The organism is Niabella aurantiaca DSM 17617 (assembly GCF_000374125.1).
GTDB classification, from domain to species: Bacteria; Bacteroidota; Bacteroidia; order Chitinophagales; family Chitinophagaceae; genus Niabella; species Niabella aurantiaca.
Genome location: NZ_KB893647.1, coordinates 48,446 through 71,471 on the forward strand (window position 1 = coordinate 48,446; position 23,026 = coordinate 71,471).

The 23,026-nt window shown below is 46.9% G+C and carries 26 protein-coding genes and 1 pseudogene; 13 read left to right on the forward strand and 14 right to left on the reverse strand.

Features of this window, described 5'->3' with window-relative positions:
• Positions 1–10 precede the first annotated feature (10 nt).
• Genes B160_RS32435 through B160_RS0124580 form a run of 3 tightly spaced genes read left to right on the forward strand, consistent with a single transcriptional unit; the run spans position 11 to position 739 of the window.
• Entirely contained in the window at positions 11–136 is a 126-nt protein-coding gene (locus B160_RS32435; protein WP_281163385.1) for a hypothetical protein, read from the forward strand.
• A gap of 5 nt (positions 137–141) precedes the next feature.
• Positions 142–363: a hypothetical protein gene (locus B160_RS0124575; protein ID WP_018630616.1), complete on the forward strand. Its 222-nt coding sequence runs from the start codon at positions 142–144 to the stop codon at positions 361–363.
• Positions 356–739, forward strand: coding sequence for a hypothetical protein (locus B160_RS0124580; RefSeq protein ID WP_018630617.1), 384 nt, complete (start codon positions 356–358; stop codon positions 737–739). Before B160_RS0124575 ends, B160_RS0124580 begins: the two co-directional genes overlap by 8 nt.
• A 28-nt stretch (positions 740–767) precedes the next feature.
• Here B160_RS0124580 and B160_RS32625 read toward each other — a convergent pair.
• The 14 genes and pseudogenes from B160_RS32625 to B160_RS0124660 all read right to left on the reverse strand — a co-directional run.
• Positions 768–1,125 (reverse strand): annotated as a pseudogene (locus B160_RS32625) (transposase); the annotation flags it as partial.
• Between the two features lie 225 nt (positions 1,126–1,350).
• Positions 1,351–2,940 (reverse strand): TSUP family transporter, encoded by a 1,590-nt coding sequence (locus B160_RS0124590; protein ID WP_018630619.1) that lies wholly within the window; start codon positions 2,938–2,940, stop codon positions 1,351–1,353.
• A 7-nt stretch (positions 2,941–2,947) separates the two neighbouring features.
• The gene (locus B160_RS0124595) at positions 2,948–3,787 is read right to left on the reverse strand and encodes a serine O-acetyltransferase (RefSeq protein WP_018630620.1); all 840 of its coding nucleotides are present in this window, start codon (positions 3,785–3,787) and stop codon (positions 2,948–2,950) included.
• A gap of 62 nt (positions 3,788–3,849) precedes the next feature.
• A complete protein-coding gene (cysI, locus tag B160_RS0124600) occupies positions 3,850–5,517 on the reverse strand; it encodes an assimilatory sulfite reductase (NADPH) hemoprotein subunit (protein WP_018630621.1) in 1,668 nt (555 codons plus the stop codon).
• 68 nt (positions 5,518–5,585) lie between these two features.
• Positions 5,586–7,280, reverse strand: a complete 1,695-nt coding sequence (locus tag B160_RS0124605; RefSeq protein ID WP_018630622.1) for a diflavin oxidoreductase — start codon at positions 7,278–7,280, stop codon at positions 5,586–5,588.
• The gene (gene cobA / locus B160_RS0124610) at positions 7,270–8,145 is read right to left on the reverse strand and encodes a uroporphyrinogen-III C-methyltransferase (protein WP_018630623.1); all 876 of its coding nucleotides are present in this window, start codon (positions 8,143–8,145) and stop codon (positions 7,270–7,272) included. The genes B160_RS0124605 and cobA overlap by 11 nt, the downstream gene beginning before the upstream one ends.
• A gap of 83 nt (positions 8,146–8,228) precedes the next feature.
• Complete coding sequence (locus tag B160_RS0124615; RefSeq protein ID WP_018630624.1) at positions 8,229–9,470, reverse strand: sulfate adenylyltransferase subunit 1; 1,242 nt, start codon at positions 9,468–9,470, stop codon at positions 8,229–8,231.
• A 40-nt stretch (positions 9,471–9,510) separates the two neighbouring features.
• On the reverse strand, positions 9,511–9,885 hold the full coding sequence (locus tag B160_RS0124620) for a four helix bundle protein (protein WP_018630625.1): 375 nt from the start codon (positions 9,883–9,885) through the stop codon (positions 9,511–9,513).
• 50 nt (positions 9,886–9,935) lie between these two features.
• Positions 9,936–10,844: a sulfate adenylyltransferase subunit CysD gene (cysD, locus tag B160_RS0124625; RefSeq protein WP_018630626.1), complete on the reverse strand. Its 909-nt coding sequence runs from the start codon at positions 10,842–10,844 to the stop codon at positions 9,936–9,938.
• Between the two features lie 89 nt (positions 10,845–10,933).
• The gene (locus tag B160_RS0124630) at positions 10,934–11,629 is read right to left on the reverse strand and encodes a phosphoadenylyl-sulfate reductase (protein ID WP_018630627.1); all 696 of its coding nucleotides are present in this window, start codon (positions 11,627–11,629) and stop codon (positions 10,934–10,936) included.
• 74 nt (positions 11,630–11,703) lie between these two features.
• The gene (locus B160_RS0124635) at positions 11,704–12,339 is read right to left on the reverse strand and encodes a peroxiredoxin (protein ID WP_018630628.1); all 636 of its coding nucleotides are present in this window, start codon (positions 12,337–12,339) and stop codon (positions 11,704–11,706) included.
• Between the two features lie 280 nt (positions 12,340–12,619).
• Positions 12,620–14,611 carry a tetratricopeptide repeat-containing sensor histidine kinase gene (locus B160_RS0124640; protein WP_018630629.1) on the reverse strand — a complete coding sequence of 664 codons (1,992 nt, stop codon included), beginning with the start codon at positions 14,609–14,611 and terminating at the stop codon, positions 12,620–12,622.
• 595 nt (positions 14,612–15,206) lie between these two features.
• Complete coding sequence (locus B160_RS0124655) at positions 15,207–16,019, reverse strand: helix-turn-helix transcriptional regulator (RefSeq protein WP_018630632.1); 813 nt, start codon at positions 16,017–16,019, stop codon at positions 15,207–15,209.
• Between the two features lie 10 nt (positions 16,020–16,029).
• The gene (locus B160_RS0124660) at positions 16,030–16,740 is read right to left on the reverse strand and encodes a LytR/AlgR family response regulator transcription factor (RefSeq protein ID WP_018630633.1); all 711 of its coding nucleotides are present in this window, start codon (positions 16,738–16,740) and stop codon (positions 16,030–16,032) included.
• 405 nt (positions 16,741–17,145) lie between these two features.
• Between B160_RS0124660 and B160_RS0124665 the strand changes: the two genes are divergently transcribed.
• The 10 genes from B160_RS0124665 (at position 17,146) to B160_RS0124715 (ending at position 23,009) form a co-directional block, all read left to right on the forward strand.
• Positions 17,146–17,376 carry a hypothetical protein gene (locus B160_RS0124665; RefSeq protein WP_018630634.1) on the forward strand — a complete coding sequence of 77 codons (231 nt, stop codon included), beginning with the start codon at positions 17,146–17,148 and terminating at the stop codon, positions 17,374–17,376.
• 88 nt (positions 17,377–17,464) lie between these two features.
• Positions 17,465–17,947: a hypothetical protein gene (locus B160_RS0124670; RefSeq protein WP_018630635.1), complete on the forward strand. Its 483-nt coding sequence runs from the start codon at positions 17,465–17,467 to the stop codon at positions 17,945–17,947.
• Positions 17,948–17,958: 11 nt separating this feature from the next.
• Positions 17,959–19,020, forward strand: coding sequence for a cellulase family glycosylhydrolase (locus tag B160_RS0124675; RefSeq protein WP_071597073.1), 1,062 nt, complete (start codon positions 17,959–17,961; stop codon positions 19,018–19,020).
• A gap of 13 nt (positions 19,021–19,033) precedes the next feature.
• Positions 19,034–19,750, forward strand: a complete 717-nt coding sequence (locus tag B160_RS0124680) for a hypothetical protein (RefSeq protein ID WP_018630637.1) — start codon at positions 19,034–19,036, stop codon at positions 19,748–19,750.
• A gap of 165 nt (positions 19,751–19,915) precedes the next feature.
• Entirely contained in the window at positions 19,916–20,332 is a 417-nt protein-coding gene (locus B160_RS0124685) for a hypothetical protein (RefSeq protein ID WP_018630638.1), read from the forward strand.
• 15 nt (positions 20,333–20,347) lie between these two features.
• A complete protein-coding gene (locus tag B160_RS32440; RefSeq protein WP_018630639.1) occupies positions 20,348–20,476 on the forward strand; it encodes a hypothetical protein in 129 nt (42 codons plus the stop codon).
• A 12-nt stretch (positions 20,477–20,488) separates the two neighbouring features.
• Positions 20,489–20,998, forward strand: a complete 510-nt coding sequence (locus tag B160_RS0124695) for an RICIN domain-containing protein (protein WP_018630640.1) — start codon at positions 20,489–20,491, stop codon at positions 20,996–20,998.
• Between the two features lie 49 nt (positions 20,999–21,047).
• A complete protein-coding gene (locus tag B160_RS0124700; RefSeq protein ID WP_018630641.1) occupies positions 21,048–21,374 on the forward strand; it encodes a hypothetical protein in 327 nt (108 codons plus the stop codon).
• Between the two features lie 366 nt (positions 21,375–21,740).
• A complete protein-coding gene (locus tag B160_RS0124710; protein ID WP_018630643.1) occupies positions 21,741–22,004 on the forward strand; it encodes a hypothetical protein in 264 nt (87 codons plus the stop codon).
• 18 nt (positions 22,005–22,022) lie between these two features.
• Positions 22,023–23,009, forward strand: a complete 987-nt coding sequence (locus tag B160_RS0124715) for a hypothetical protein (protein WP_018630644.1) — start codon at positions 22,023–22,025, stop codon at positions 23,007–23,009.
• Positions 23,010–23,026 lie beyond the last annotated feature (17 nt).

Sequence of the window (23,026 nt, forward strand, 5' to 3'; positions counted from 1 at the left end):
GCAATTTAGAATGACAGCAAGTGATTTAGCCGGTAAAGGAATGTCGGGTAATGCTCCTCATGTTCATATTGAAACCGTTGATCCAGGAAATCTAAATGTACCGACAAAAAATTATCACATCCCAATTGTAGACTAAAAAATATGAAACTAAAATCAGTAGTTCCGGCAATAGGTGAAGATGGAGTAAAATGGCTTATCATAGAATCTGATGAGAATGATACAAGCGGTTTTTTTCTTTACTATTATATGGACGATCATGCTGCATATGATACGTGGCACAAAACTCTTGAAGATGCTTATGAAGCGGCTTATATGCAGTATGGTGTTGTGAGAGAAAATTGGGAGGAAATAACAGATGTATAACCAAAGAATTTTAGTTATAGTAGCGTTTTCTTTTTTAGGTTTTAAGTCTTTGTTTGCACAACAACTTGTAGCGAGAAAAGTTCTATCACAGAAAGTTGAAATGCTGCTGCCTTCAGAATTTAAGCAAATGGATATGAACACAATTACCTTGAAATATCCAAACGAAGGGGGCAGGCCCAATGAGGTCTATACAAATAGTAATAGCTCTGTGAACTTTGCTCTTACTCATTCCATCAAGAAAACAACTGCAAGCGATATAAGAAAGTATGCTGATGAATTAATTGGCCTTCTGAAGCAGCGAGGTATAATAGTATCAAATCAAAAACAGGCAAAAATAAATCGGGCGGATTTCTTTATAATTGAGAGTATAAAATAAATTGTGTAAACAGATTAAGCGACTGAATTTATAGCCGGCATCTATTGTCAAAGATAGTTAAGAACTGATGGAGTATGAATCCCCAATTTTGAATGCGCATGCTCCTTTTTTTTCGATATTAGTAATAGCCATATAGACAGCCTTTAAGGCGGCCTGATCATCGGGGAACTGAACCTTCAGATGCCCCGGTTCAGGTTTTCGATCAGGTTGGTGGTATAAATGATTTTTCGGATTTCCAGCAGAAAATCAAAATAACTGGTAAGATAGTCCCAGTTGTTGCGCCAGGACTTAATGGCATGGCAATACTTATGCCCCCATTTTTCGGATAATTTTTCCAGGGCAATTTCTGCCGCATCCCGGTTTACAGCCCCGTAAACCTCCTTTAAACCCCTCTTGCGCAGGTCTGTAGCAAGGCTCATGCATCGCCGACCTGTGCACATTGTTACTGATTAACTTTTTGCGCCGGGGATGTCAATGGAACGACGGGTGCCGAAACACAGGGGCTGGCCAGCGATGAACCGGGGTTGTGTGAACGGTGGCTGCTGCGGACTTTTTTGGACCTGACCTGGTCCATGACAAAACCAGCTGCAAGACGAGAGCGGCCGCACTGCCTATAGAAATACAGCCCGGTAAATGGTGATCAGGCTCATGGTGATGACCAGTACACCTACAACAGCAAACATTTTCTTTGTTGGAAGCTTTGCCGTCAGTATAGCGGAGAACGGAGCGGTGACAATACCGCCGATCAGCAGGCCGGCTACGATGTTCCAGTGCTGAACGCCCAGGGTAAATACAAAGGTGATGGCACTGGTAATGGTAAGAATGAATTTTGCAACGGTGGAGCTGCCGATCACATAACGGGGGGTTCTGCCATTTTTTATAAAGGTGCCTGTTACCAGGGGCCCCCAGCCGCCGCCGCCAAAAGAGTCGATAAAGCCTCCCGCAAGGCCCAGGGCGGTCACGTTCGTTTTTTTCTGTTTTTTTCTGACAGGTGCTTGCTGCTTTTTCTTGCGATTAAAAGTGTTCATGAGGATCCGGATGCCCAGGTACATGGTGTAAGCCGCTATAAACGGCTTCATCAGCTTTGCATCCCTTTCGCCCAGATAGGATAAGGATAAGGCTCCGATCACAGCACCGATCACTGCCGGTATGGCCAATGCTTTTACAAGCTTCCTATTGACGTTTCCCAGTTTGAAATGGCTGATGCTGCCTGCGGCAGTGGTAAAGGACTCTGCAGAGTGAATGCTGGCACTCACGATGGGCGGCGCTACATTCAGCATCAGGAGAATGGTGGTACAAATAACCCCATAACCCATCCCCATAGAGCCTGCAACGATCTCTGCCAAAAAGCCTACGAGCAGCATCCAGTAGAACAGGTGATTGTCTTTATTCAAAAAATGCAGGATGGTATCGCTGACCCCAAAAATATAGATGGTGTAAATGGCCAGGCCGAGTAACAGGAATAAACCGATGCCAATCAGGTAGGGCGTACCACGCCTGGTGGCGTTGGCAAGCAGCGCCGAGCTGTCTACCACTTCGTTTTCCGGCGGATTATCCACATTGAACGGGGCATTCGCATCCACGCCGTTTACTGCAAGGTCCCTGGTAATGTGGTTGAGCACTTTGACCTTATGATCCAGGTTGCCCGAAAGCTGGTCTCTGATCTGTTGCATATTGTCCAGCAGGGCATCCATCTCATCGGGAATGGCGGCGGAAAAGGTTTCCCGCAAGCGTTTGGCTATGGTGGGCGATTTGCCATTGGTGGAAATGGCTATTTTCAGATGCCCTTTTTTTACGACCGAGCCCAGGTAGAAATCGCAAAGAGCGGGCTTGTCCGCTATGTTCACCAGTTTTTCCTCCCGTGCAGCGTCTTCCCTGATCTGCATTGCGGTGTCCAGATCATTGACTGCGGCAATTACCAGGCTGGCTTGCCGGATATCTTCGATGGTGTAGGGCCTTTCGTTTAGCTGCAGGCAGGCATGTTCCGTTGCAAGCAGTTTTATCTCCGGAAGGATTTCCCCGGCCACCAGCTGTATATGGGTAGCGGGTGAATTGGCCAGTACGGCGCCCAGTTTTTCCAGCGCCACATGACCGCCCCCGATGATCAGCAGCCGCAACTCTTCCAGTTTTAAGAAAACCGGGAATAGGGTGTTGGATGCTTCCTGTGTTCCGTTTAAATTGGCGGGTTGCTGTTCCGTCATGCAGGTATTATTTTTTCAGGATCGCGTTTACAGAGTTTTTGTGGGAAAAATGTTCTTTTTCCACTACCTCGCTTTTATGATAGACCAGTGAAGAAGGAGGCACGCTGAAGGTGATCCAGGCGTTGCCCCCGATGACGCTGTCTTTGCCGATTATGGTATCGCCTCCGAGGATCGTAGCGCCGGAATAGAGGATCACATTGTCTTCTACGGTCGGGTGCCTTTTTTTATCTTTTTTTACCCGGGCCGAGTTTAAGGCGCCAATGGTTACCCCCTGATAGATCTTTACTTTTTCGCCGATGACGGCTGTTTCCCCGATGACCACACCGGTTCCGTGATCAATGAAAAAGGAAGGACCGATCGTGGCGCCCGGATGAATGTCAATGCCGGTCTTGCTGTGCGCATATTCCGTAAAAATGCGCGGCAGCGCCCGGATGCCCAGTTTCCACAGCTCATTGGAGATACGGTACACAGCAATGGCATAAAAACCGGGGTAGGCATGCAGCACTTCTTCTTTATTTAAAGCTGCCGGGTCATTGACCAGGAAAAAGGAAGCATCTTTCTGGAGTGTATCATAAACATCGGGCAACCCGTTGAAGAACCGGTCGGCAAGATTTTGCGCTTTTGCACCATCGCTGACCACGTCGTAGATCAGCGTGGTCAAGTGGCTTTTCAAAGAATACCAGCCTTTTTCGAGATCGCTTTCTTTTTGATTGACGCCGGTTTGGGGAACGAAGAGAAATCCAAAAAGATCATCAACGAACTGATGACTCAGGGCCTTATCTGGAATATTGCCTGCATGTTTTTTATTGTGTCTTTGTAAAAGACTTAAAAAATCTTTTTCGTTCATGATTTTCTGTTTTTGGGTAAACAGACCTGACCTGTTAGGTTTTTAAAACCTGATTGACCGGCCTATTCTCCATCGATCCATTTGCGTTGTGAAAAGTCTCCAAAGGTCTCACCGCTCTTCCGCTCCTGCACATAAACGCCAAAAAGCTCGTCCAGCGTTTCCAGGATCCGGGACTCATCCAGGCTGTCTTTATATTTTGTGTTCAGGCGGGCACCCAGCCGGTCGCCGCCAATATGCAGGTTGTATTTTCCCAGCGACGTGCCTACAAAGCCGATCTCTGCATTTGGAGAACGTCCGCAGCCGTTCGGACAGCCGGTCATACGTACCACAATATCCTCGTCCTGCAGCTGATGCTTTTGCAGCAGCGGCTCTATTTTGGTGATGAGGGTAGGCAGGTAACGCTGTGCCTCTGCCATAGCCAGGCCACAGGTGTTCAGGGCAACGCAGGCCATGGAATTTTTCCGCATCGGGCTGGAGGTTTCAGTGCTGTTGATGATCTGGTGCTCTTGCAGGATCTGCTCAATCGCGGCTTTGTCTCCGTCTTCAATATCGCTTAAGATGAGGTTTTGATTGCAGGTGAACCGGAAATTGGCCTTCCCTGTTTCGGCTACCTTCAGCAAGCCCGTTTTCAGGGGGTAATTGCTCTCATCCACCACGCGGCCATTTTCTATAAAGAGGGCATAATACCATTTTCCCTCGTGGTTCTGCGACCATCCATAGGCATCCTTCCGGCTGGTAAACTCATAAGGCCGGGCAGGTTCAAACGAAAATCCACAGCGCTTTTCCACTTCCGCCCGGTAATTGTCTACACCCATCTTGTCAATGGTATATTTCAACCGTGCCTGTTTGCGATCGCTGCGGTTGCCAAAATCACGTTGTGCGGTTATCACTTCATACATAGCTTTTAATGCCTGTTCTTTGGGTACATAACCCAGCATGCTTCCCAGGCGCGCATAGGTAGCCGCATTACCGTGCGTGGAACCCAGTCCGCCCCCTGCTGCAAAATTGTATCCCTTCAGCACCCCGTCTTCAATAATAGCAATCAGCCCCAGGTCGTTGATGAAAACGTCCACGTCATTATTGGGAGGAATGGCGATGCCGACCTTGAATTTACGGGGCAGATACCGGTCCTGGTACAGGGGATCTTCTTCGGTGGTTTCTACCAGTTTTTCGGCGTCCATCCATACTTCATAGTAACCGCGTGTTTTTGGAAGATTGTGCACACTGATCTCCCGGGCAAATTGATAGATCTCTTCGTGCAGCGGCGACTCTTTCGGATGCGATGCACAGGTTACATTCCGGTTTACATCACCGCAGGCTGCAATCGAATCCAGGTGCATGGTATTGAATGCACTGATGGTGGGTTTGGTATGCGATTTTAAAATACCATGCAGCTGTATGGTTTGCCTGGTGGTGATTTTTATGGTACCGGTGGAATAGTTTCCGGCAATATGGTGCAGCCCGATCCACTGCTCCGGGGTCATAAAGCCTCCGGGTAACCGCAGGCGGATCATAAATGCATAAAGCGGCTCCAGTTTTTTACGGCTTCGTTCCTCACGGCGGTCCCGGTCATCCTGCAGGTACATGCCATGGAATTTTACCAATGCCTGGTCGCTTTCCCTGATGGCGCCGGTGTGCGCATCCAAAAGACTTTCCTTTAATGTGCCCCGGAGGCCCTGGCTGGCCATTTTTATCTTCTCAGTTCCTGATAAATTATTCTTCTCGCTCATATTGTCGTTTCAAGTTTCATGTTTGAAGTTTCTGGTCTGGTTATGAACCATGATCCATTTGCTGTTGATTAATATACATCCTTTGAATACCGCCCTTCCTCTTCGAGCTGAACGAGGTAATTCCGGGCATCTTCTTCTGTTTTTCCTTTTGCTTTGAGCAGTTCTACAAAAGTATCTTCCACGTCCTTACACATGGGATCCCTTGCTCCGCAAATATAAAGGTGCGCGCCGCTGTTCAGCCAGTTGAGCAGTTCCTCGCCTTTTTCCCTGATACGGTGCTGTACATATACTTTCTGGTCTGTGTCGCGGGAGAATGCGAGGTCCAGGTTATTCAGCACACCGGTTTCCAGGTGATTTTGAATTTCTGTCTGGTAAAGGAAATCGGTAACAAAATGCTGCTCACCAAAGAATAGCCAGTTCCTGCCGCCGGCTCCGGTGGCATCCCGTTCTGCGAGAAACGAGCGGAACGGTGCTACGCCGGTACCCGGCCCGATCATGATCACATCCTTGTCGTCTTCAGGAAGCCTGAAATGCTTGGCCTTTTGGATAAAGAATTCGATCTCGTGACCTTCATCAAGGTCGGAGAGGAACTCACTGCAGACGCCGTAACGTTCTTCGTCTTCTACAGTAAACTGGTTCTTTGAAACCGTGATGTGTATCTCGTTTTCTCCATGTGCATTGGGTGAGGAGGAAATGGAATAGAGCCGGGGCGACTGTGCGGTCAATATTTTGATCACCTCCTCAAACTGGGCAGCGTCTTTTACCGGGTAAATGCGCAGCAGGTCGTAAAGGCTCATCCGTGTTTCCGGGATCTGCTGCTCGGTAAGCTCTGCAAACTTCTTAACGGTCGATTTCAGGAGGTAGCAGATGTTTACATGCTGGCTCAGCAGGTCGCGCACGGGTGCTTTTACCTTTTCGGTCTGGATCTCTTTTTCAGGGTCGATCCCGGTGATGCCGATGATCTTATTGATCATGTCCTGTTTGTTGGAAGGCACGATCCCCAGGGCATCGCCCGGTTGGTAGTCGATGGTTTCGTCTGTTGTGATCTCAATATGAAAGGTCTGCTTGTTGGAGCCCCGGTCGTTCAGGTTGATGTTGGTGATCACCTTGCCCATGTAATATTTTTTTCCGGAGGATTTGGGCTCTGTAGCAAGCGGAACTGCCGCCTGGCTTACGGTTGACTGCAGGGCGGCTGCTACATTGTCCAGCCAGTGCAACGCATCTTCTTCATATTCCACATCACATTTCTTCAGAGGTAATACCCGGTGCGCGCCCAAAACTTCCAGGCGGGCATCCACGTCCTCGCCTGTTTTGCAAAATTCTGGGTAGGAACTGTCGCCCAGCGCCAGCACTCCAAATTTGAGTTTACCGAGGTTGAGTTGGTTCTCATGAATATAATCATAGAATTTTTTGGCAAGTATCGGCGGTTCGCCCTCACCCTGGGTACTGATCACCACGAAAAAATATTCTTCTTTGGGAAGGTCTGTAAAACGGTACTGGTCCAGGCCGGTAAGTTTTACCATAATTCCTTTCTTCTTGGCAATGCCGGCCAATTGTGTAGCCAGCTTCTTGGCGTTGCCGGTTTCGGTTCCGTAGACCAGGGATATTTTTTTTACAGCGGCAGGAGCAGCGGCCACGGGTTCCTGTCCGCCGGCAATTCCCTGTGCGAGACCGGCAAAATAACCGCTGGCCCAAAGCAACTCGTCCCTCGACAGGAGGGGGGTAAGGCTTTTAATGGCTCCCAGTTTTGCGTCAGATAGCATGTTTTAATCTATTTTGTTGATGAACATTGATCATTTCTTCGGTTACCGGCTTAAAGTATAACTGCCGGCTCTGGCTGTTTTCCAGCCACTTGAATTGTTCGTGAAGCGCCACTATTTTTCCGATGATCACCAGGCTGGGCGATGCAAGGGCTGCTCCTTTTAATGTTGTGGCATAGTCGTAGAGGCTGCAGGTATGCACCTGCTGAAAGCAGGTAGTGGCCTGCTCGATAACGGCCAGCTGTTTTTCCTTTGCGATCTGGTAGGTGGTTAATTTTTGCACTACCTGGTCCAGCGTACCGGACGACATATAAAATACCAATGTATCGTCGGTGGCTGCCAGCTCCTTCCAGTAAGCTTCGGTTACCACATCTGATTTATAGTAAGTAAGGAAGCGCACCGCTGTGGCATATCCTCTTGCAGTCAGCGGCATTCCCGAATAGGCCGCTGCTCCCAGCGCCGCGGTCACCCCCGGTATGATCTCGTAAGAGATGGCGTGCTGGGTAAGGGTTTGCAGCTCGTCCAGGATATTGGAAAATATGGAGGCGTCGCCACCCTTCAGCCGTACAACTAACTTTCCCTGCAGGGCGTAGTGTACCAGCAGCTCGTTAATAGTGCCCTGAGGAACAGACCGTTTCTTGCTGCATTCTTTTCCTACATATATGATTTCGGCTGCCGGCGCCACGTAGCGGTGCAGGATCACGTCGCTTACCAGGCGGTCTGCCAGTACCACGTCGGCTTTGCGCAAAGCATCGGCTGCTTTTACGGTGATCAGGTCCGGATCGCCCGGGCCTGAACCTGCAAGGATCACCTTGCCTGCGCCGGTACCGGGTTGTTTTATCAGGGATGATGCGTGTTGTAAGAGCATCCTTTAAATTTGATAATCTACTTAAAAAGTAGACTTATTGGTTACAAAATGATCCTGTTGTGCCGCTGCACACGGCAGGATTGTTAATTCAGTAAAACTGCGGCTACTGTGCTGTTGCTGGTCTCGTCCACCAGAATGGCATTTCCGTAATCGCTCAGCGCTGTAAAATCATCATATACCAGCGGTGCTGCGGTTTTAATGGTGGCATGTACCACTTCGTTGAGCTTAACGCCATCTTCGGCCGGGATGCGCTCCAGGGTATTCACATCGAGCTTGTAGGCTACTTCCCGTACAATGGTTTTGACCAGCCGCCCTTTGTGCTGAAGAAAATATTTGTTGCCCTGGATCAGGGGTTTATTGTCCAGCCAGCAAAGCACCACTTCAATTTCGCTGGCAACTTTAGGCAGGTTATCAATACGGGCGAAGGTATCACCCCGGCTGATGTCGATATCGTCTGCTATATGCAGCACTGCGGCCTGCGGAGCAAAAGCTTCCTGTACCTCTTTGCCACCCACCTCAATTTTTGTGATGGTCGACTCAATCGCTGCCGGAAGGATCTTTATTTTGTCGCCTTTCTTATAAACGCCGCTGATGATCTGCCCTGCATAGCCGCGGTAGTCGTGCAGCTCGGCGGTTTGCGGGCGTATAACGTATTGCACCTGGAAACGCGGATCTTTATGATTGATATCGGAAGCCACTTCAACTGATTCCAGGAACTCCAGCAGCGGCTGGCCCGTGTACCAGGGCATATTGGCCGAGCGTTCTACGATGTTATCGCCCAGGAGCGCAGAGATCGGAACATAGGTCACGTTTTTGATGTTCAACTGCGCTGCTACTTTTTCATAGTCCGCCTTTATTTCGTTGAACCGCTGCTCAGAGAAACCGGCCAGGTCCATCTTGTTGATCGCTACCACCACGTGCGGCATTTTCAGCAGCGATGCAATGATGGAATGCCGGCGGGTCTGTTCAATCACCCCGGCCCGGGCATCGATGAGGATGATGATCAGGCTGGAGTTGGAGGCTCCGGTGATCATGTTGCGGGTATATTGCACATGCCCCGGTGCATCGGCGATAATGAATTTTCTTTTTGTTGTAGAGAAGTAGCGGTATGCCACGTCGATGGTTATGCCCTGCTCTCTTTCGGCCCGCAGCCCGTCGGTCAGCAACGCCAGGTCAATGCCATCGGCATTTTTATTTTTTGATTGTTTTTCCAGTGCTTCCAGCTGATCTACCAAAATGCTTTTGCTATCGTACAAAAGTCTTCCGATCAATGTGCTTTTACCATCGTCTACACTACCGGCAGTTATGAAACGTAATATATCCATTTTCAGTTAAAAAGTTTATAAGTTGAAAAGTTAACCAGGGTTATTGTTCCTTCGACTTTTTTTGGAGCCAGGTAATGTAACCGTTTAATACCTTTTCAACTTCTGTGATTTTATTTCTAAACATTTGCAATTGGTCCTCCGTAATAAACCCTTCATCAAATGAATCGATCAGATGATTTAGTGTTTCACTTAAAGAGCCCCTCGCTATTATACAAAACCGGATTCTGTCCGGGTAAGTTTGTCTGCCGTGTCCTTCCGATATTTGTGTGCCTATTGATCTTGTACTCCGCTTCAGTTGATCGGCTAACCGATATTTTTCTTCTTCCGGAAAATGCTTAACAAGATCTGAAACTTCTTTCTTCAATGCCCTGGCCCGTTTCCAGGCCTCCAGATCTTCAAAACTTTGATAAGCCATGTGGAATTTTTTCCTTGTTAACTTATAACCCTGTCAACCTGTTAACTGCTCTAAAAGTACCCGCCCTTCTTCCGGTCTTCCATGGCGGCTTCTGTAACCCGGTCATCGATACGGGTTTCGCCTCTTTCGGAGATCCGCGTGGCCATGATCTCATTGACCACTTCATCAAGGGTCGCTGCATTGGACTCTACTGCTGCGGTGCAGGTCATATCGCCCACCGTTCGGTAGCGTACTTTCTTTGTGGAGATCACATCGGTTTCGTCGATGGTGATGTAATCGGAAACCGCGATCAGTTGCCCCTGATGCTCAATCACTTCACGGTCGTGGGCGAAATAAATGGAGGGAAGGCGAACTCCTTCTTTTTTAATATAGCTCCATACGTCCAGTTCCGTCCAGTTGCTGATAGGGAATACCCGTACGTTCTCCCCTTTGTGAACGCGCCCATTGTAAATATTCCATAATTCGGGCCGCTGCAGCTTGGGCTCCCATTGCCCAAATTCATCTCTTACAGAAAAGATACGTTCTTTTGCCCTTGCTTTTTCTTCGTCCCGCCGGGCGCCTCCGATGCAGGCGTCGAATTTAAATTCTTCAATGGTGTCGAGCAGGGTATGGATCTGCAGCCAGTTGCGGCTGGCAAATTTGCCCTTTGGCTCGGTGAGGTGCTTTTGTTTAATGGTATCTTCTACCTTGCGCACGATCAGCTCGGCGCCTACCTCTTTTGCCAGCGCATCGCGGTAGGCCAGTGCCTCCGGAAAATTGTGCCCGGTGTCAATATGTACCAGCGGAAAAGGGATCTTCCCCGGGGCAAATGCCTTTTTGGCCAGCTGTACCAGGGTAATGGAATCTTTACCGCCACTGAAGAGCAGTGCCGGTTTTTCAAATTGTGCAGCTACTTCTCTGAAAATGTAAATACTTTCAGCCTCAAGCTGTTCGAGGTAATCTAATGTGTACTCACCCATACGTTCTTTTTATACTGATCCGCCTGTACGGATTTTTTTAACAATCAAAATGGTTTTTTCGGGTCGGCGTTTACCGGGTCAGGCCCGGTTTATTGATGAACATGAAGCCCGCACTCCTTGTGGGATGCTTCCCACCACCATCTGCCGGCCCTGGGATCTTCGCCCGGCTCAATGGCCCGGGTACAGGGAGCACAGCCGATGCTGACAAATCCCTTGTCGTGGAGCGGGTTGTAAGGAATGTTCTTTTGCTCAATATAACGCAGCATTTCATCATAGGTCCAGTGGATGAGCGGGTTAAATTTGTAAAGTCCCCGGTCTTCATCCCATTCGATCATTTTCATGTCCTTCCGGTTTTCTGATTGCTCGCTGCGCAAACCGGTGATCCATACTTTTGCGCCCTTCAGCGCCCGGTTCAGGGGCTTCACCTTCCGGATGAAACAGCATTCCTTCCGGTTCTCCACCGACTCATAAAAGCCGTTGACCCCTTTTGCTTTTACATAGGCCTCCACATCCGGCGCTTCCGGAAAATAGACGTCGATATTTATTTTATAACGGGCATTGGTTTTTTCCAGCAGATCGTAGTGCTCGTAAAACAACCGCCCCGTGTCCAGCGTAAAGATCCTTACCGGTAGCTTATGAGCAGCGATAACTTCTGTCAACACCTGGTCTTCCTGGCCCAGAGAGGTGGAAAAAACGGTTTCTGCCGGAAACGCTGCCGTTGCCAGTTTTAATGCCTCCGCCAACGGGGCATTTTCGATTTCCTGTATCTGCTCTTCTGTAAACACGTTTATTTTTTGTGATTTAATGTTTATGGTTTATAGTCAAATCCAGCTATAAACCATAAACATTAAGCTAAAAATTAGATATTCGGCTGGGGAGTATAGCGCAGGTAAGGTTTTACCTCTTTTACTCCCTTGGGGAATTTCTGAATGGCATCCGCTGTGCTGATCGCAGGCGATACGATCACGTCTTCGCCCTGTTTCCAGTCGGCCGGAGTGGCTACACTGTGGTTAGCGGTCAGCTGTAAAGAATCGATCACCCGCAGTACTTCCTGGAAATTCCGTCCGGTAGAAGCAGGATACGTGATGGTCAGCTTTATTTTCTTATCCGGTCCGATGACGAAAAGCGAGCGCACAGTCGCTTTTTCAGAAGCATTCGGGTGGATCATGTCATACAATGTGGCAATGTTCCTTTCCGGATCGGCCAGGATGGGAAACTCTACCGTGCAATTGTTGGTTTCATTGATGTCGTTCTTCCAGCCCAGGTGGGAGTCCAGCGGATCAACGCTTACGGCTAATGCTTTTACACCACGCTTGTCAAATTCGCCTTTCAGCAGCGCCGTTTTTCCCAGTTCGGTAGTGCAAACAGGGGTATAATCGGCCGGGTGAGAAAACAGAACACCCCAGGAATCGCCCAGGTACTCATGAAATTTGATTTCTCCTTCAGTAGACTGCGCGGTAAAATCCGGGGCAGTGTCTCCTAATCTTAATGACATAATTTTAAACAGTTTTTAGTGACAAAATAACGCTTTCAATAAACCTACTAATCAGGTAGACTAATAGGGAGGTTTGCAAGGTACGATAAATTTTTGGAATGGAAGTGTAAAAAAATAGTGAAAAGAGAATGAGCTATGGAGCAACAGGATCCATAGCCGGCTTTCGGCGGTCCGGAATCGGTTAACGGAGCAGCGCTAACCACTCCTGTTTTTAGATCCGGTCTTATGCATGATCCGGGATTTTCATTTCAAATGTTCAAATTTTCATGTTCTCACATTATTATGATGGCCGGACCGCAATTGTAAAACAGGCTCCTCCGTTTGCAGCCGGATGAAATGAAATGTTGCATTGGATGGCTTTTGCCAGGTCCCGGATCAGGTGCAGGCCCAGGCCGTGTTTTGTGCCCACCACTGCATTTTCATTGTAAAGCGCATTGATCTGTTCCTGCCGAATACCGGGGCCATTATCGGTAATGGTCAGGAGGACCTGGTTGCCGTTTTGCCGGGCTTCCCAGCGGATCTGACCGTCGGGGGTGGAGCGCAGCGCTTTGAAGGCGTTAGCAGTAAGATTGTACATGATGGTCTTTAAATAGTCTTCATCGGTGCTTACGAACAGTTGTCCGGTATTTTGAAAGCTCAGCGAAACCTGGCTGCCGGCCGGTATTTGTTTTTGGAGGTATTCAAACAGCTGGTCCACAGGAATGATCTTCTTTTCGGGTGCAAAGCGCTCCATCTGGCTTTTGCTCCAAAGCAGCATGGTTTCCATGGTGTCCAGCAGGTTTTCCGCGGAGGTGGCCAGGTTTTTTTGATAGTATTGTTTTTTTTGCTCGTCCAGCAGCCCGGGATTCTCTTTTTGCAGGTGTAAATAATTAATAAGATTTGCAATCGGGCTTCTCAGGTCATGACTGAGGATGCCGAAGAACTTTGTTTTTATCTTATTGGCCTCGTCCAGCTCATTGTTCAACGTGAGCAGGGTAGTGTTGGTTTTGCGCCGGGTCTGGTTCTGGTAAAACAATAGTCCCCCGATAATGAACAGCAATGCGGATCCGGCGATTAAGGCACCCCGGGTGCGCCGTGCATTGCTGAGCGCCAGCTTGTTGATCTGCAGTTGCTTTTCCCGCGCATCTATTTCCCGGGCGTTTTCCAGCGTTGCAATCTTGTTTTTGGTTTCCTGTGAGTAGAGGGAGTCATAAGTCTGAACGTAATTGTATAACAATTCATAGGCGGATCGATATTCCCCTTTGGCCGCCCTAACCGTGGCTAAGCCGGACTCTGCGTCATTATAAGTGTCGATATGGCCCATAGCTTTACTTTCAGCGATCACTTTTTCGTAATAGGCTTCTGCCTGCAGTAATAGCTTTCTTTTCCTGGCCGGGTCTGTTATTTTCATGGAGGAATCCCGGTAGGCGGTTCCCATATGCTTTAAATTGCTGAGGGCCATCGCATGTTCCGGGTTATATGTGTCAAATAATTCTTTTGCCTGTAACAGGTACCGGATTCTTTCTGAAACCGATTTTTTTGCTAGCGCTAGGTAATGATATAAGTTGGCCTTCCGGTAAACATCGTCAGTGCGCTCATTTAGCGCCAGGGCTCTTGTAAAATAGTCTCCGGCCAAAGTGCTGTCTTTCCCCAGCAAATAGGCCAATCCTATGGACTCAAGCGATGTAATTGTATTTTCTGGTATGCCGCTTTTGATTGCCGCTGCATAAGATCTTTGCGAATATTGCAGCATTTTTGCGCTATTCTCCTGGTCTAGGTAAACCGCGGCAATATTTTGATTTATCCTGCAAATCTGGTCGTTGTTTTTATGTTTTTCTGCCATTTCCAGGGCGTTCAAATAGTAGGGTAATGCCTGGTTGGGATTGTTTTGACCATAATAAACGTTCCCGATACTTTGTAAAGCGCTAAGGATGCCGTTGATATTGTTAATCTCTGTATTTGTTGCGTAAGCTGCTTTAAAGTGCAATATGGCTGAATCGTATTTGTTGGCGCCTAACAGCAGTTCGCCGGATAAAATATCGTTGGCAGCCATTCCTTTTTTCCAGCCCAGGGCTTTGGCTGCCGCCATACTTTGTTTTGCAAATTGTGTTGATTTTTCAATGTCCTGGTCCTGGTACGCTTTGCTGATTCTATATAACAGCCGCACCTTGTTGGTGTCGTATGGGGCTCCGGGCAATTTTAACAGCATCGAGTCGATCGCCTCCAGGCTGCTTCTTTGTGCGTTCCCATTCAGAAACGTACAAACCAGTAATAAAATTTTCAGAATTCGCATGGGTTGCTTATAGTTAAATCAGCGCGGTTTTGATATCCAAATTTATGTTCAGGAGCCAGGTTTCGGATATGCAAATGAGAAAATATTCGATTTTTTGCAGATAATCCGGATTTGAGGCCCCATTCAAACCCAATGGTGAAACAGGTACTTCTACCGGGAGCCGGATGCAAAGAAGCTCTGCACCGGATGATTTTTGCCAAATTGAGGATGAAGCGCTGACCCGGCCCATGGCGGGCGGGGATGACATTTGAAATAAGCATACCGGTTTTATTGATCGTTTTTATTTTATTGGATTTTTTGTGGAATGAAACGCGGCGTTGTTTCAGCTATTCGGCATTATAGCCCACAAGCCGCCCCGAAGGGGCTGTATGCTGTTTCGTTGATCCATGTTACCGGCGTAACGCCCTTACAGGGCTGGCCCAAGGGGCAATTTGCTGGTAAAAAACGAGCCATACAATTTTGAGCCTCATCAGAGCAACATATTGAAAAAATTTAAACAACTTCTGCGTATCCGACTCAAAATTAAACCGCTCTTCAGATGAACGCATCGGGGTTGAAAAATTCTCCGTTTTTTACAACCGGTTAATGAATGGCGTTACACCACGATATTAATTTCATTGTCCTGCGCAAGAAAATGCAGCGGCGATTGCAGGAGGTACCGGTTAAAATCTTTATATAAGTGTGATGGATCGTGATACCGGTGTTTTACGGCGTTTTTATAAAGCGCATTTATGTCCGGGTTTATAATATAGGACTTGGCTACTTTATTAAAACGGGTGATGGATGCTATTTGTTTAGGGGTGGTACCAGTATACTGCCGGAAGCGATCCAACAGGTTCCGCTGGCTGGTATAAGCCTGGAGCGCGAGTGTTTTAATGTCGATCAGCCCGGAAGTTTGTTGAATCATCTGCATGGCCCGTTGCACATACGAAAAATTATGAGGTTTTCTTTTCTGTAATCTTATTGAAAGGAATTGCTGTATATGGTGCCACTTTTGATCGATTGAACGGGCATCACTTACTTTATCATTCAGAATGCGTAATTGCTGTCCGGCATTGGTAATCCTGTCCGGCCGGTCAAAGAAATGTAACGCATCTTCCTGCCAGAAAGCGCCTGTGGCCTGCGGATACAGCAGTATAAGTATAATATCCATTTTAGCAGGAATGGTAAACCGGCTGGGAACAATGCCGCCACCACCAAAATAGATATTGCAGGGTTTAAATACGATCTCATTACCGGCATAGTGATTGGATATATCTTCTGTATGCTTTAATGAAAAAATAAAAGCGGGGTTAAACCGGGGAAGCATATTAAACCGGAAAGGAGCATTCGCATTGCGATGGATCCATACAGCGCTGTAAACGTATGGTTGCAGATGTGGCGGAACGGATAGCGCACGGTATTCCATAATTCGATGATCAGGTTAATTGTTGTAACGCTTCTTTATAACTTCTTCCTATGGGAATTTTGATAGTGCCTATTAAAACCTCCTGCGCGTTTATCCTATCAATAAAATGCTTTTGCACGGCATAACTCCGGTGCACTCTTATGAAACTGCCAAATGATGGATCTTTTAAAAGATTGCCGAGCGACGCCAGTACACAATACTTTTTTTGCCGGGTGATGATGCCGGTATAATCTTTCAGGGCTTCCAGGTATAAGATATCGGCTGCTTTGATCTTTATCTGTTCGTGCCCGTCCTTTATAAAAATGGTATCGCCGTTGAGGCTGTGGTCCAGCAATGCTGATTTTTTCCGTAGCAGCAAGTAGTCCTCCAGCCGTTTCATGGAGGCCGCAAAACGGTCGGCTTTTAATGGTTTTACTAAAAAATCAAGGGCCGCCAGTTCAAAACTTTCCAGGGCATAATCGGGGTAGGAGGTTATAAATATACAGGCTTCTATTTGCAACAGCTGCCCGCGCAGCTCCAGGCCATTGGTGCCTTCCATATCAATATCCAGCAACAAGATCCGGGGCCGGGTCTGTTCAATTTCGGCAAGCGCAGCCGTAGCATTGTCATAAACACCCGTCACAGAAAGAAAGGGATACTTCTTTACAAAAGACAGGGTGGTGAGCCGGTCTATTTCATCATCATCCACGATGATACAGTGGTATGTGTGGGCCTCGCTCATATTTTCTCAAATTTAAATAAATCTACCGGGTTTTCCATCGGGTCCGGCTATATAACACGACTCAAAGATGCAGCCAAAAAGATGTATTTCTTATCGCATATTTTAGTGATAGGGCAAACGGCCGGCCATCTTCATCGGAGCACAAAAACAATCTGCAGTCCCTTGTATGGTTCCTTATACTGTTGGGACAGGCCAGGCGCAAAGGCGCACGAGGAAATATGATTACGCTCTGGTGCCCCTTCGTGATGAAAGGTGGGTGAGTCGTCAGAGATCGGCATGTTTCCAGGCCTGTGCGTCTGTGGCTTTTCCAACCGGTTGTTGTTCGTCGATTCAAACTGCTGTTTGTCTAATCCCGCTTGTAAAGGGGGAATGCCGCGTTTAGCTTTGAAGTGTAAACGATGAACAATGAAGAAACAATTTTTACCCATCCTTTGCATTATACTGGCTTTGCTGATGCTGATTATTGCTGTTTTCTCCTGCGGGAAAAAACAAAGGGAGGATAACGCCCTGCTTCCGGGAAATATAGAGCACAATATGCAGAAAGGTAGTGGCATCACCTATAAAGTGTATGCAAAAGAGACCCTGATCTGTACGTGTCCCGGCTCGACATTGCCTGTAAAATATTGGGCGGCATGAAGAGCAGTTTTGCCGGACAGGACGCAGGATGGAAATTAATAGCCCCGTCCATTTAAAACACGAATACATAATTAAAAAACAAAATATCATGAAAACAAATTGTAAACACCATTTTTTGATGGCAATTGCAGCGCTTTTTTTACTGGTGTGCTGCAAAAAAGAAAATACAGGCCAAAATGGCTCCGGCAATAATTATACCTATCAAAGCGGGGGCAATCCGAAAACAGAGAAAATAGCAAGAGCAGCCTGGATAGCTGCGGGCAAAGAAATGCGATTGCTCCTTTATAACAGCAGCAACGCAAATGACGGAGTAGAATTATACCTGGAAACTGCCGGATCCAATTTTTCCGCGATACCCGAAGGGTCCTTTACAAACGCTCCTAACAGTATTGCCTTTCGCAGCGCCATTCTTTACTATAATGATGGTGATGAAAGCTACACGGTAAATAGCATTGGAAGAAAAATAACCATTGCAAAAGACGGTAACAATTATAAGATAAATTTTGAATTCACAAGCGGAATGGGCCTGGTGCAGGGCAGCTACAATGGCCCGGTTGAGAGCGCACAATAAAAAATAAGAAAATGAAACACTTATTTCCAATATGCAGTATCTGGTCATTGGCAATAATGACGTTGTTCTTTGCCGCCTGCAAAAGGAATAATGACATCTCCAATGATGGTGGCCTGCAGGTTATAAACGGCAATTACTTAGCTGATGGCTGTGGTAACAGGCTGGTGCTGCGCGGAGTAAATATGGGCTCTGTGTACGCTTTGGATCTTGGAAAAAAAGAGCTTACAGAAATAGCTCAAACCGGTGCCAATGCCGTGCGACTGGTGTTTACCAGCCGGTACACCAGGTGGAACAACGGAACATCTAACAATATTGCATTAACGGGAGCTGAAATCGAATCGCTGATAAAAATATGTATCAGCAATAATATGATTCCCGTGCTGGAGCTGCACGACTATACGGGCAGCGCCAATCCCTTAGCCGACATAGATAAAGCAGCTGGCTGGTGGATCAGCGCTGATATTAAAAATGTACTGATGCAATACCAGCGATCGATTATTGTAAACATAGCCAATGAGCCCGACAATGGCACCGGCGGCCACGATGCCCTTTACAACGCATATACAAAAGCGGTTATCACGTTGCGTAATGCCGGCTATACCTGCCCGCTCATGATAGACAGTTACAACTGGGGCAAAGACCCCCAGTTTATCGTAAACAAAGGCAGGGCGCTGATGGATCACGATCCCCGGCACAACCTGGTTTTCAGTGTGCACACCTACTGGCCAACAAACGGCCGGTGGAGCAACTATAGCGATGCACAGATAACCGGCTATATGAACGCCCTTAAGAATGCCAACCTGCCCGTCACCATCGGCGAGCTGGCCCGGGCCGATGTACAGAATGGCGTAGATTATACCATAAACTACCGGCTGCTAATGGACCTCTGCCAGCAGCACGGTTTTGGCTACCTCGTGTGGTGGTGGGGTTTTTATAACAATCCCGGCAGTAACAACACCCTTAGTATGGCGCCGGATGGCTTGTATACCGGCCTACACACAGACGGGAAGGCAATGGCCATTACCGATGCCCACTCCATACAAAAAACAGCAAAAAAACCTTGTAAAAATTAAAAAGATCAATTATATGAAAATTTTTTATTCCATAGTTAACAGGAGCCGTTTACTACCAGCGGTCTTCGGCGGTATACTGGCCTTAAGTCTCTTTTCCTGCAGGAAAAGCAACGATAACATTCCCGCAGGGGAGGAGGAAAAAAACCTGACTGCCACTGACCTGGCAGGCTATTATCTGGTTACCGAAAACAGTGGTTGGAACCCCCGGATGTCCCTGTTCTATTTTGGAAAAACGGATGGCAAGCTGATGATAACACAGGATGGTGCGGGCCTCAGGCGCGGGTACGAAGTGATTATTGAAGATAATCATTTAAAAATAGGCAGCGATGGGCAAGTTTTTGATCTTTTATTTGAAAAAACAAATGAAGGAAACATTGCGCTCAAATCTTTTTCGGGCAGCGCAAGCCATGCCGAGATGTACAAAAACAGCGAAGCTTTTCCCGTAGCCGGCAGAACATTTTCGCGCAAATGGGAACAAGTGAGTGGTGTGCTTTATCATATTGGTTTTAACAGCACAAAATTTATTGATGGTATTGCGGGCATCGTTCCGGAAGAAGGGTACCCCTACTACACTGTGGGCGGCGGCGTGGGCTGGAAGAGCGATACCGGTTATGGATCTTACCTGGGAGTTACCGTTCCGTCCTGGAAAGGAAATGGGAAAAAAACGCTGCTGGTGGAAAAGCGGGCAGGTAACGGTGGATCCCCAAAAATAGATGTGTATATAAATTAAAGTATTTAATGGATGTTATTATTTAAACGTTGAAATCTGATAAAATGCGACGGTTCAAATTATCCATGTATTGCTTTGGTATCATTGCTCTTCCTGTGATCAGCAGTTGCGGGAAGGAGAAAAGCGCAGCAAAAGAAAAAGAAGTAATCGCCACCGGCCTACTATATGGTTTTAGAGATCAGGGAGGACGACCGGGTGAAACTCTGGCTGGTCTATTTTCCGCCGGACTACGATAATATAATGGCTACCTGGAACGGACCTGGCTTTGGCAGGTTAGCTGTTGTAACAATCGCCGGCAACAGCTTCTCATTTGATGTAAATGGCAATGGGGCAGATGTGTTTGACTTTAGTTTTTCAAAAGACGACCTGGGCAACCTTTCTTTGAAAAGGACTACTTATAAAGGCGTTAATACCGTACAGACACAGCATGTCGAAATATTTAAGATCAGTGACATACCGGTATGGGGTAGCAAAGCATTCAGGAAAATGGGTGAGTCTTACAACTATTTGGCGCAGTACTATTTTTCGCAGGACAGACGGAAGTATTACAATGTGGTTGGTGAAAACGGTACAAACTGCTAACCCAAAACCGCTGATGTGGGATTCCATAACGAAAATGACAATCTGACGGGCGTTTTTGTACCTGCGTGGAAAGGAGATACAACCATTAAAATGCTGCTGGAAGACAAGAATATTGTAGGGGCGGCCACTTATAGATACAACTAAAAAATAAACAAAATGAAGCAATTAAAACACATGGCAGGCCTATTTGTGCTGCTGCTATTATCGGTTTATTCCCGGGCCCAATCAGGTCCGGAAGAAGGCACTTACTTTGTTGTGAACGTAGCCACTGGAAAAGCGCTTGCACCCGTTGACGGTGGCATCAATAGCAACATCCGCCTCAAAAAATTTAATAGAGGCGGCATGCAAAAATGGAAGATAAAAAAATATACCGCCAAAGGAAAGAACGGAAGCATGATTGTGAGCTATACCATCCAGAACGCCACCTCCGGCTTTTACCTGCGCCCTTATTTTGTACCGGATAATCACGAAGCCATTCTGAGTGATAAAGACGCCAGCAGCAGCTTTAGCATTGATGCCGATGAAGAAAATTTTGTCATCAAAAGCATAAAAATGGGCGGTGATGCCCTGTACTCCAAAGGGGTAAGCACCGGCGATGATGAACCCTGGTTTGGTCCCAATGAGGATGCAGATGGATACCGGTGGCAACTGGTGCCGGCGGAATAACCGCATTGAAAAATGAAAAGCTAATTAATTCTGATAAAAATAAAATACGATGACACATATTTCAAAAAAAATTGCAAGTTATTACTGCTCTCTTTACATATTGCATGATCAAATGGCTGATATTACCGTTTATGCAGATGATAATGAAAACCTCGGAACTATCCATTTTAGGGCGGACAATGCCATACCCATACCGAATCAATATACAGACAACCGGCTTACACTGAATCTTAAATGGAACAGCATGTCCCATATCTTAGATTTGCTGCGCAACGAAAACCCTGTATACATTCATATTACCATTGATGATAGTAATGTGCTCAATTATATTTCAATTTCTACGCAGCAGGAGCCTGTAGGCGAAGGAGAATTGTAATATGAATTCTCTAAAAATGAAGATGGAATTGCTTGTAACAGCTTTAGTATTATTGAATATAACGGTATCATCATTTACCCGGACCTACGGCGTTTTCAGTAAGATAGCTACCTGTCCGAATAAAAACACAGTTGTCATTGCCAACATTGCCGCTTGTATAAAAAACGTTGGCGACAAAAAGCCCGTTAAACCGGCAAGGGGAACAATCTTCCGGACTGCACACGTCATCGAAATCAGGCGCGTTCATCTATTGAAACCGTTGTTCGTCTATTGCTGCTTGTCGTGGCCTTTTCGGGGGTATATGTTTGTGCCGGCATTTAAAATAGAACACTCAAAAATGAAAATGATAAACTACAGGATGTAAAGTTGAAACCCGGCGAGGCCGGCCCCTACATCTGGCTAAAATCCAATGGCGAGGCCGAAGTGAATTTTTTTACAAAAGAAAAAGGCAAATGGAAATGCGATGTGCGGGCTAAAACCCTCACTCTTATTGAGTCACAACAGGAATCAGTATTTCTGGTAAAAGAATTATCAATCGCTGAACTGATATTAAAACCATTGGGCAAAACGGGTGGTATGGACCCCACGCTCTTTGTGTTGAAGGCTACAGTAAAAGGTTGCACTGATTAAAAAACAAAAATCGTAAACATGAAAACCAAATATTTTATACCCCTAGTGCTGCTTTTTACAGGGGTACATACAGCTCTTGCGCAAACAGAGACCGTAAGATTTAAAGCAAAAGCGGGAGTCCTACTTACTACCGGCGAGCTGCAAAAAGCGCTCAATGAGAATTTTAAAATGAGCAGCCCCACCAAAAACAATGATCTTTCCAAACCTTTGCGCATCGCTGGCTACGGTGTACCCGGCGCGAAAGTCGAAATTCATATTACCCCCATCTCCAAAGGTGGCAGCAGCAAGCCCGTGCTGGTAGTGGCCGGCAGGCAAAGCCCTTACGATGTGCAAAACTATACCGCCACTGTGGGCAATAATGGATCCTGGTGTTTAGCGGAAAGTGTTACCGTAAAATTCAGGGAGGGTGCCATACAAAGACGGGTACACGTTTTTGCGGGTCAAAGCAAGGACGGACTGGTGAGCAAAAAGCCCGTGAACTGTGAAATAAAGCTGAAAGATAAAAAGCTGAAAGTGATCGCGGTGGCTACCGCTACATTATTAACTGATGATAGAGTGCGCAGCGATTTTAAAGTACAAACCATTACCGGCGACATGACCCAAAGCACGGCCAGCCCGCTTGGTGGCAGCACCGGATACGAAGCTTTTACTATAAGGGGCAGCGCTGCGCCAAAATCGCGCATAAAAGTAGAAGCCTACTACTCCGGCAAAAAAGAAGTGTATAAAAAATCGGCCCGGGCAGTGGGCATAAAAGTGTACGAAGAAAAAGAAACCGTCAACATTAAAAATAAGCAACTGGGTAGCTGGGATATGAATATAGGCGATGATGGCCGCTGGTCTGTCCCTTCCATCGACCCTTATCAACCCAAAAGCGGCGATGCGGGTACCACGCTTACCATGAGTGAAATTGTTATCAGCATCAAAGCGTATAATGGTAATAAAGAAGTAGTAAGCAAGCAGGTTAAATTAGTGGCGCTGCCCAATTTACCGGTGTTTTTTAAATGAAAACTATAAAATTCAAA

Coding starts and splice junctions, on each gene's coding strand:
- cysD (WP_018630626.1), bottom strand. CDS start 10,844: ATGGGTGAGTACACATTAGATTACCTCGAACAGCTTGAGGCTGAAAGT.
- B160_RS0124605 (WP_018630622.1), bottom strand. CDS start 7,280: ATGCTATCTGACGCAAAACTGGGAGCCATTAAAAGCCTTACCCCCCTC.
- B160_RS0124700 (WP_018630641.1), top strand. CDS start 21,048: ATGACACATATTTCAAAAAAAATTGCAAGTTATTACTGCTCTCTTTAC.
- B160_RS0124685 (WP_018630638.1), top strand. CDS start 19,916: ATGGTTTTAGAGATCAGGGAGGACGACCGGGTGAAACTCTGGCTGGTC.
- B160_RS0124695 (WP_018630640.1), top strand. CDS start 20,489: ATGAAGCAATTAAAACACATGGCAGGCCTATTTGTGCTGCTGCTATTA.
- B160_RS0124575 (WP_018630616.1), top strand. CDS start 142: ATGAAACTAAAATCAGTAGTTCCGGCAATAGGTGAAGATGGAGTAAAA.
- B160_RS0124640 (WP_018630629.1), bottom strand. CDS start 14,611: ATGCGAATTCTGAAAATTTTATTACTGGTTTGTACGTTTCTGAATGGG.
- B160_RS32435 (WP_281163385.1), top strand. CDS start 11: ATGACAGCAAGTGATTTAGCCGGTAAAGGAATGTCGGGTAATGCTCCT.
- cobA (WP_018630623.1), bottom strand. CDS start 8,145: ATGCTCTTACAACACGCATCATCCCTGATAAAACAACCCGGTACCGGC.
- B160_RS0124580 (WP_018630617.1), top strand. CDS start 356: ATGTATAACCAAAGAATTTTAGTTATAGTAGCGTTTTCTTTTTTAGGT.
- B160_RS0124680 (WP_018630637.1), top strand. CDS start 19,034: ATGAAAATTTTTTATTCCATAGTTAACAGGAGCCGTTTACTACCAGCG.
- B160_RS0124660 (WP_018630633.1), bottom strand. CDS start 16,740: ATGAGCGAGGCCCACACATACCACTGTATCATCGTGGATGATGATGAA.
- B160_RS0124655 (WP_018630632.1), bottom strand. CDS start 16,019: ATGGAATACCGTGCGCTATCCGTTCCGCCACATCTGCAACCATACGTT.
- B160_RS0124620 (WP_018630625.1), bottom strand. CDS start 9,885: ATGGCTTATCAAAGTTTTGAAGATCTGGAGGCCTGGAAACGGGCCAGG.
- cysI (WP_018630621.1), bottom strand. CDS start 5,517: ATGAGCGAGAAGAATAATTTATCAGGAACTGAGAAGATAAAAATGGCC.
- B160_RS0124595 (WP_018630620.1), bottom strand. CDS start 3,787: ATGAACGAAAAAGATTTTTTAAGTCTTTTACAAAGACACAATAAAAAA.
- B160_RS0124665 (WP_018630634.1), top strand. CDS start 17,146: ATGAAGAAACAATTTTTACCCATCCTTTGCATTATACTGGCTTTGCTG.
- B160_RS0124675 (WP_071597073.1), top strand. CDS start 17,959: ATGAAACACTTATTTCCAATATGCAGTATCTGGTCATTGGCAATAATG.
- B160_RS0124635 (WP_018630628.1), bottom strand. CDS start 12,339: ATGTCATTAAGATTAGGAGACACTGCCCCGGATTTTACCGCGCAGTCT.
- B160_RS0124615 (WP_018630624.1), bottom strand. CDS start 9,470: ATGGATATATTACGTTTCATAACTGCCGGTAGTGTAGACGATGGTAAA.
- B160_RS0124670 (WP_018630635.1), top strand. CDS start 17,465: ATGAAAACAAATTGTAAACACCATTTTTTGATGGCAATTGCAGCGCTT.
- B160_RS0124590 (WP_018630619.1), bottom strand. CDS start 2,940: ATGACGGAACAGCAACCCGCCAATTTAAACGGAACACAGGAAGCATCC.
- B160_RS0124715 (WP_018630644.1), top strand. CDS start 22,023: ATGAAAACCAAATATTTTATACCCCTAGTGCTGCTTTTTACAGGGGTA.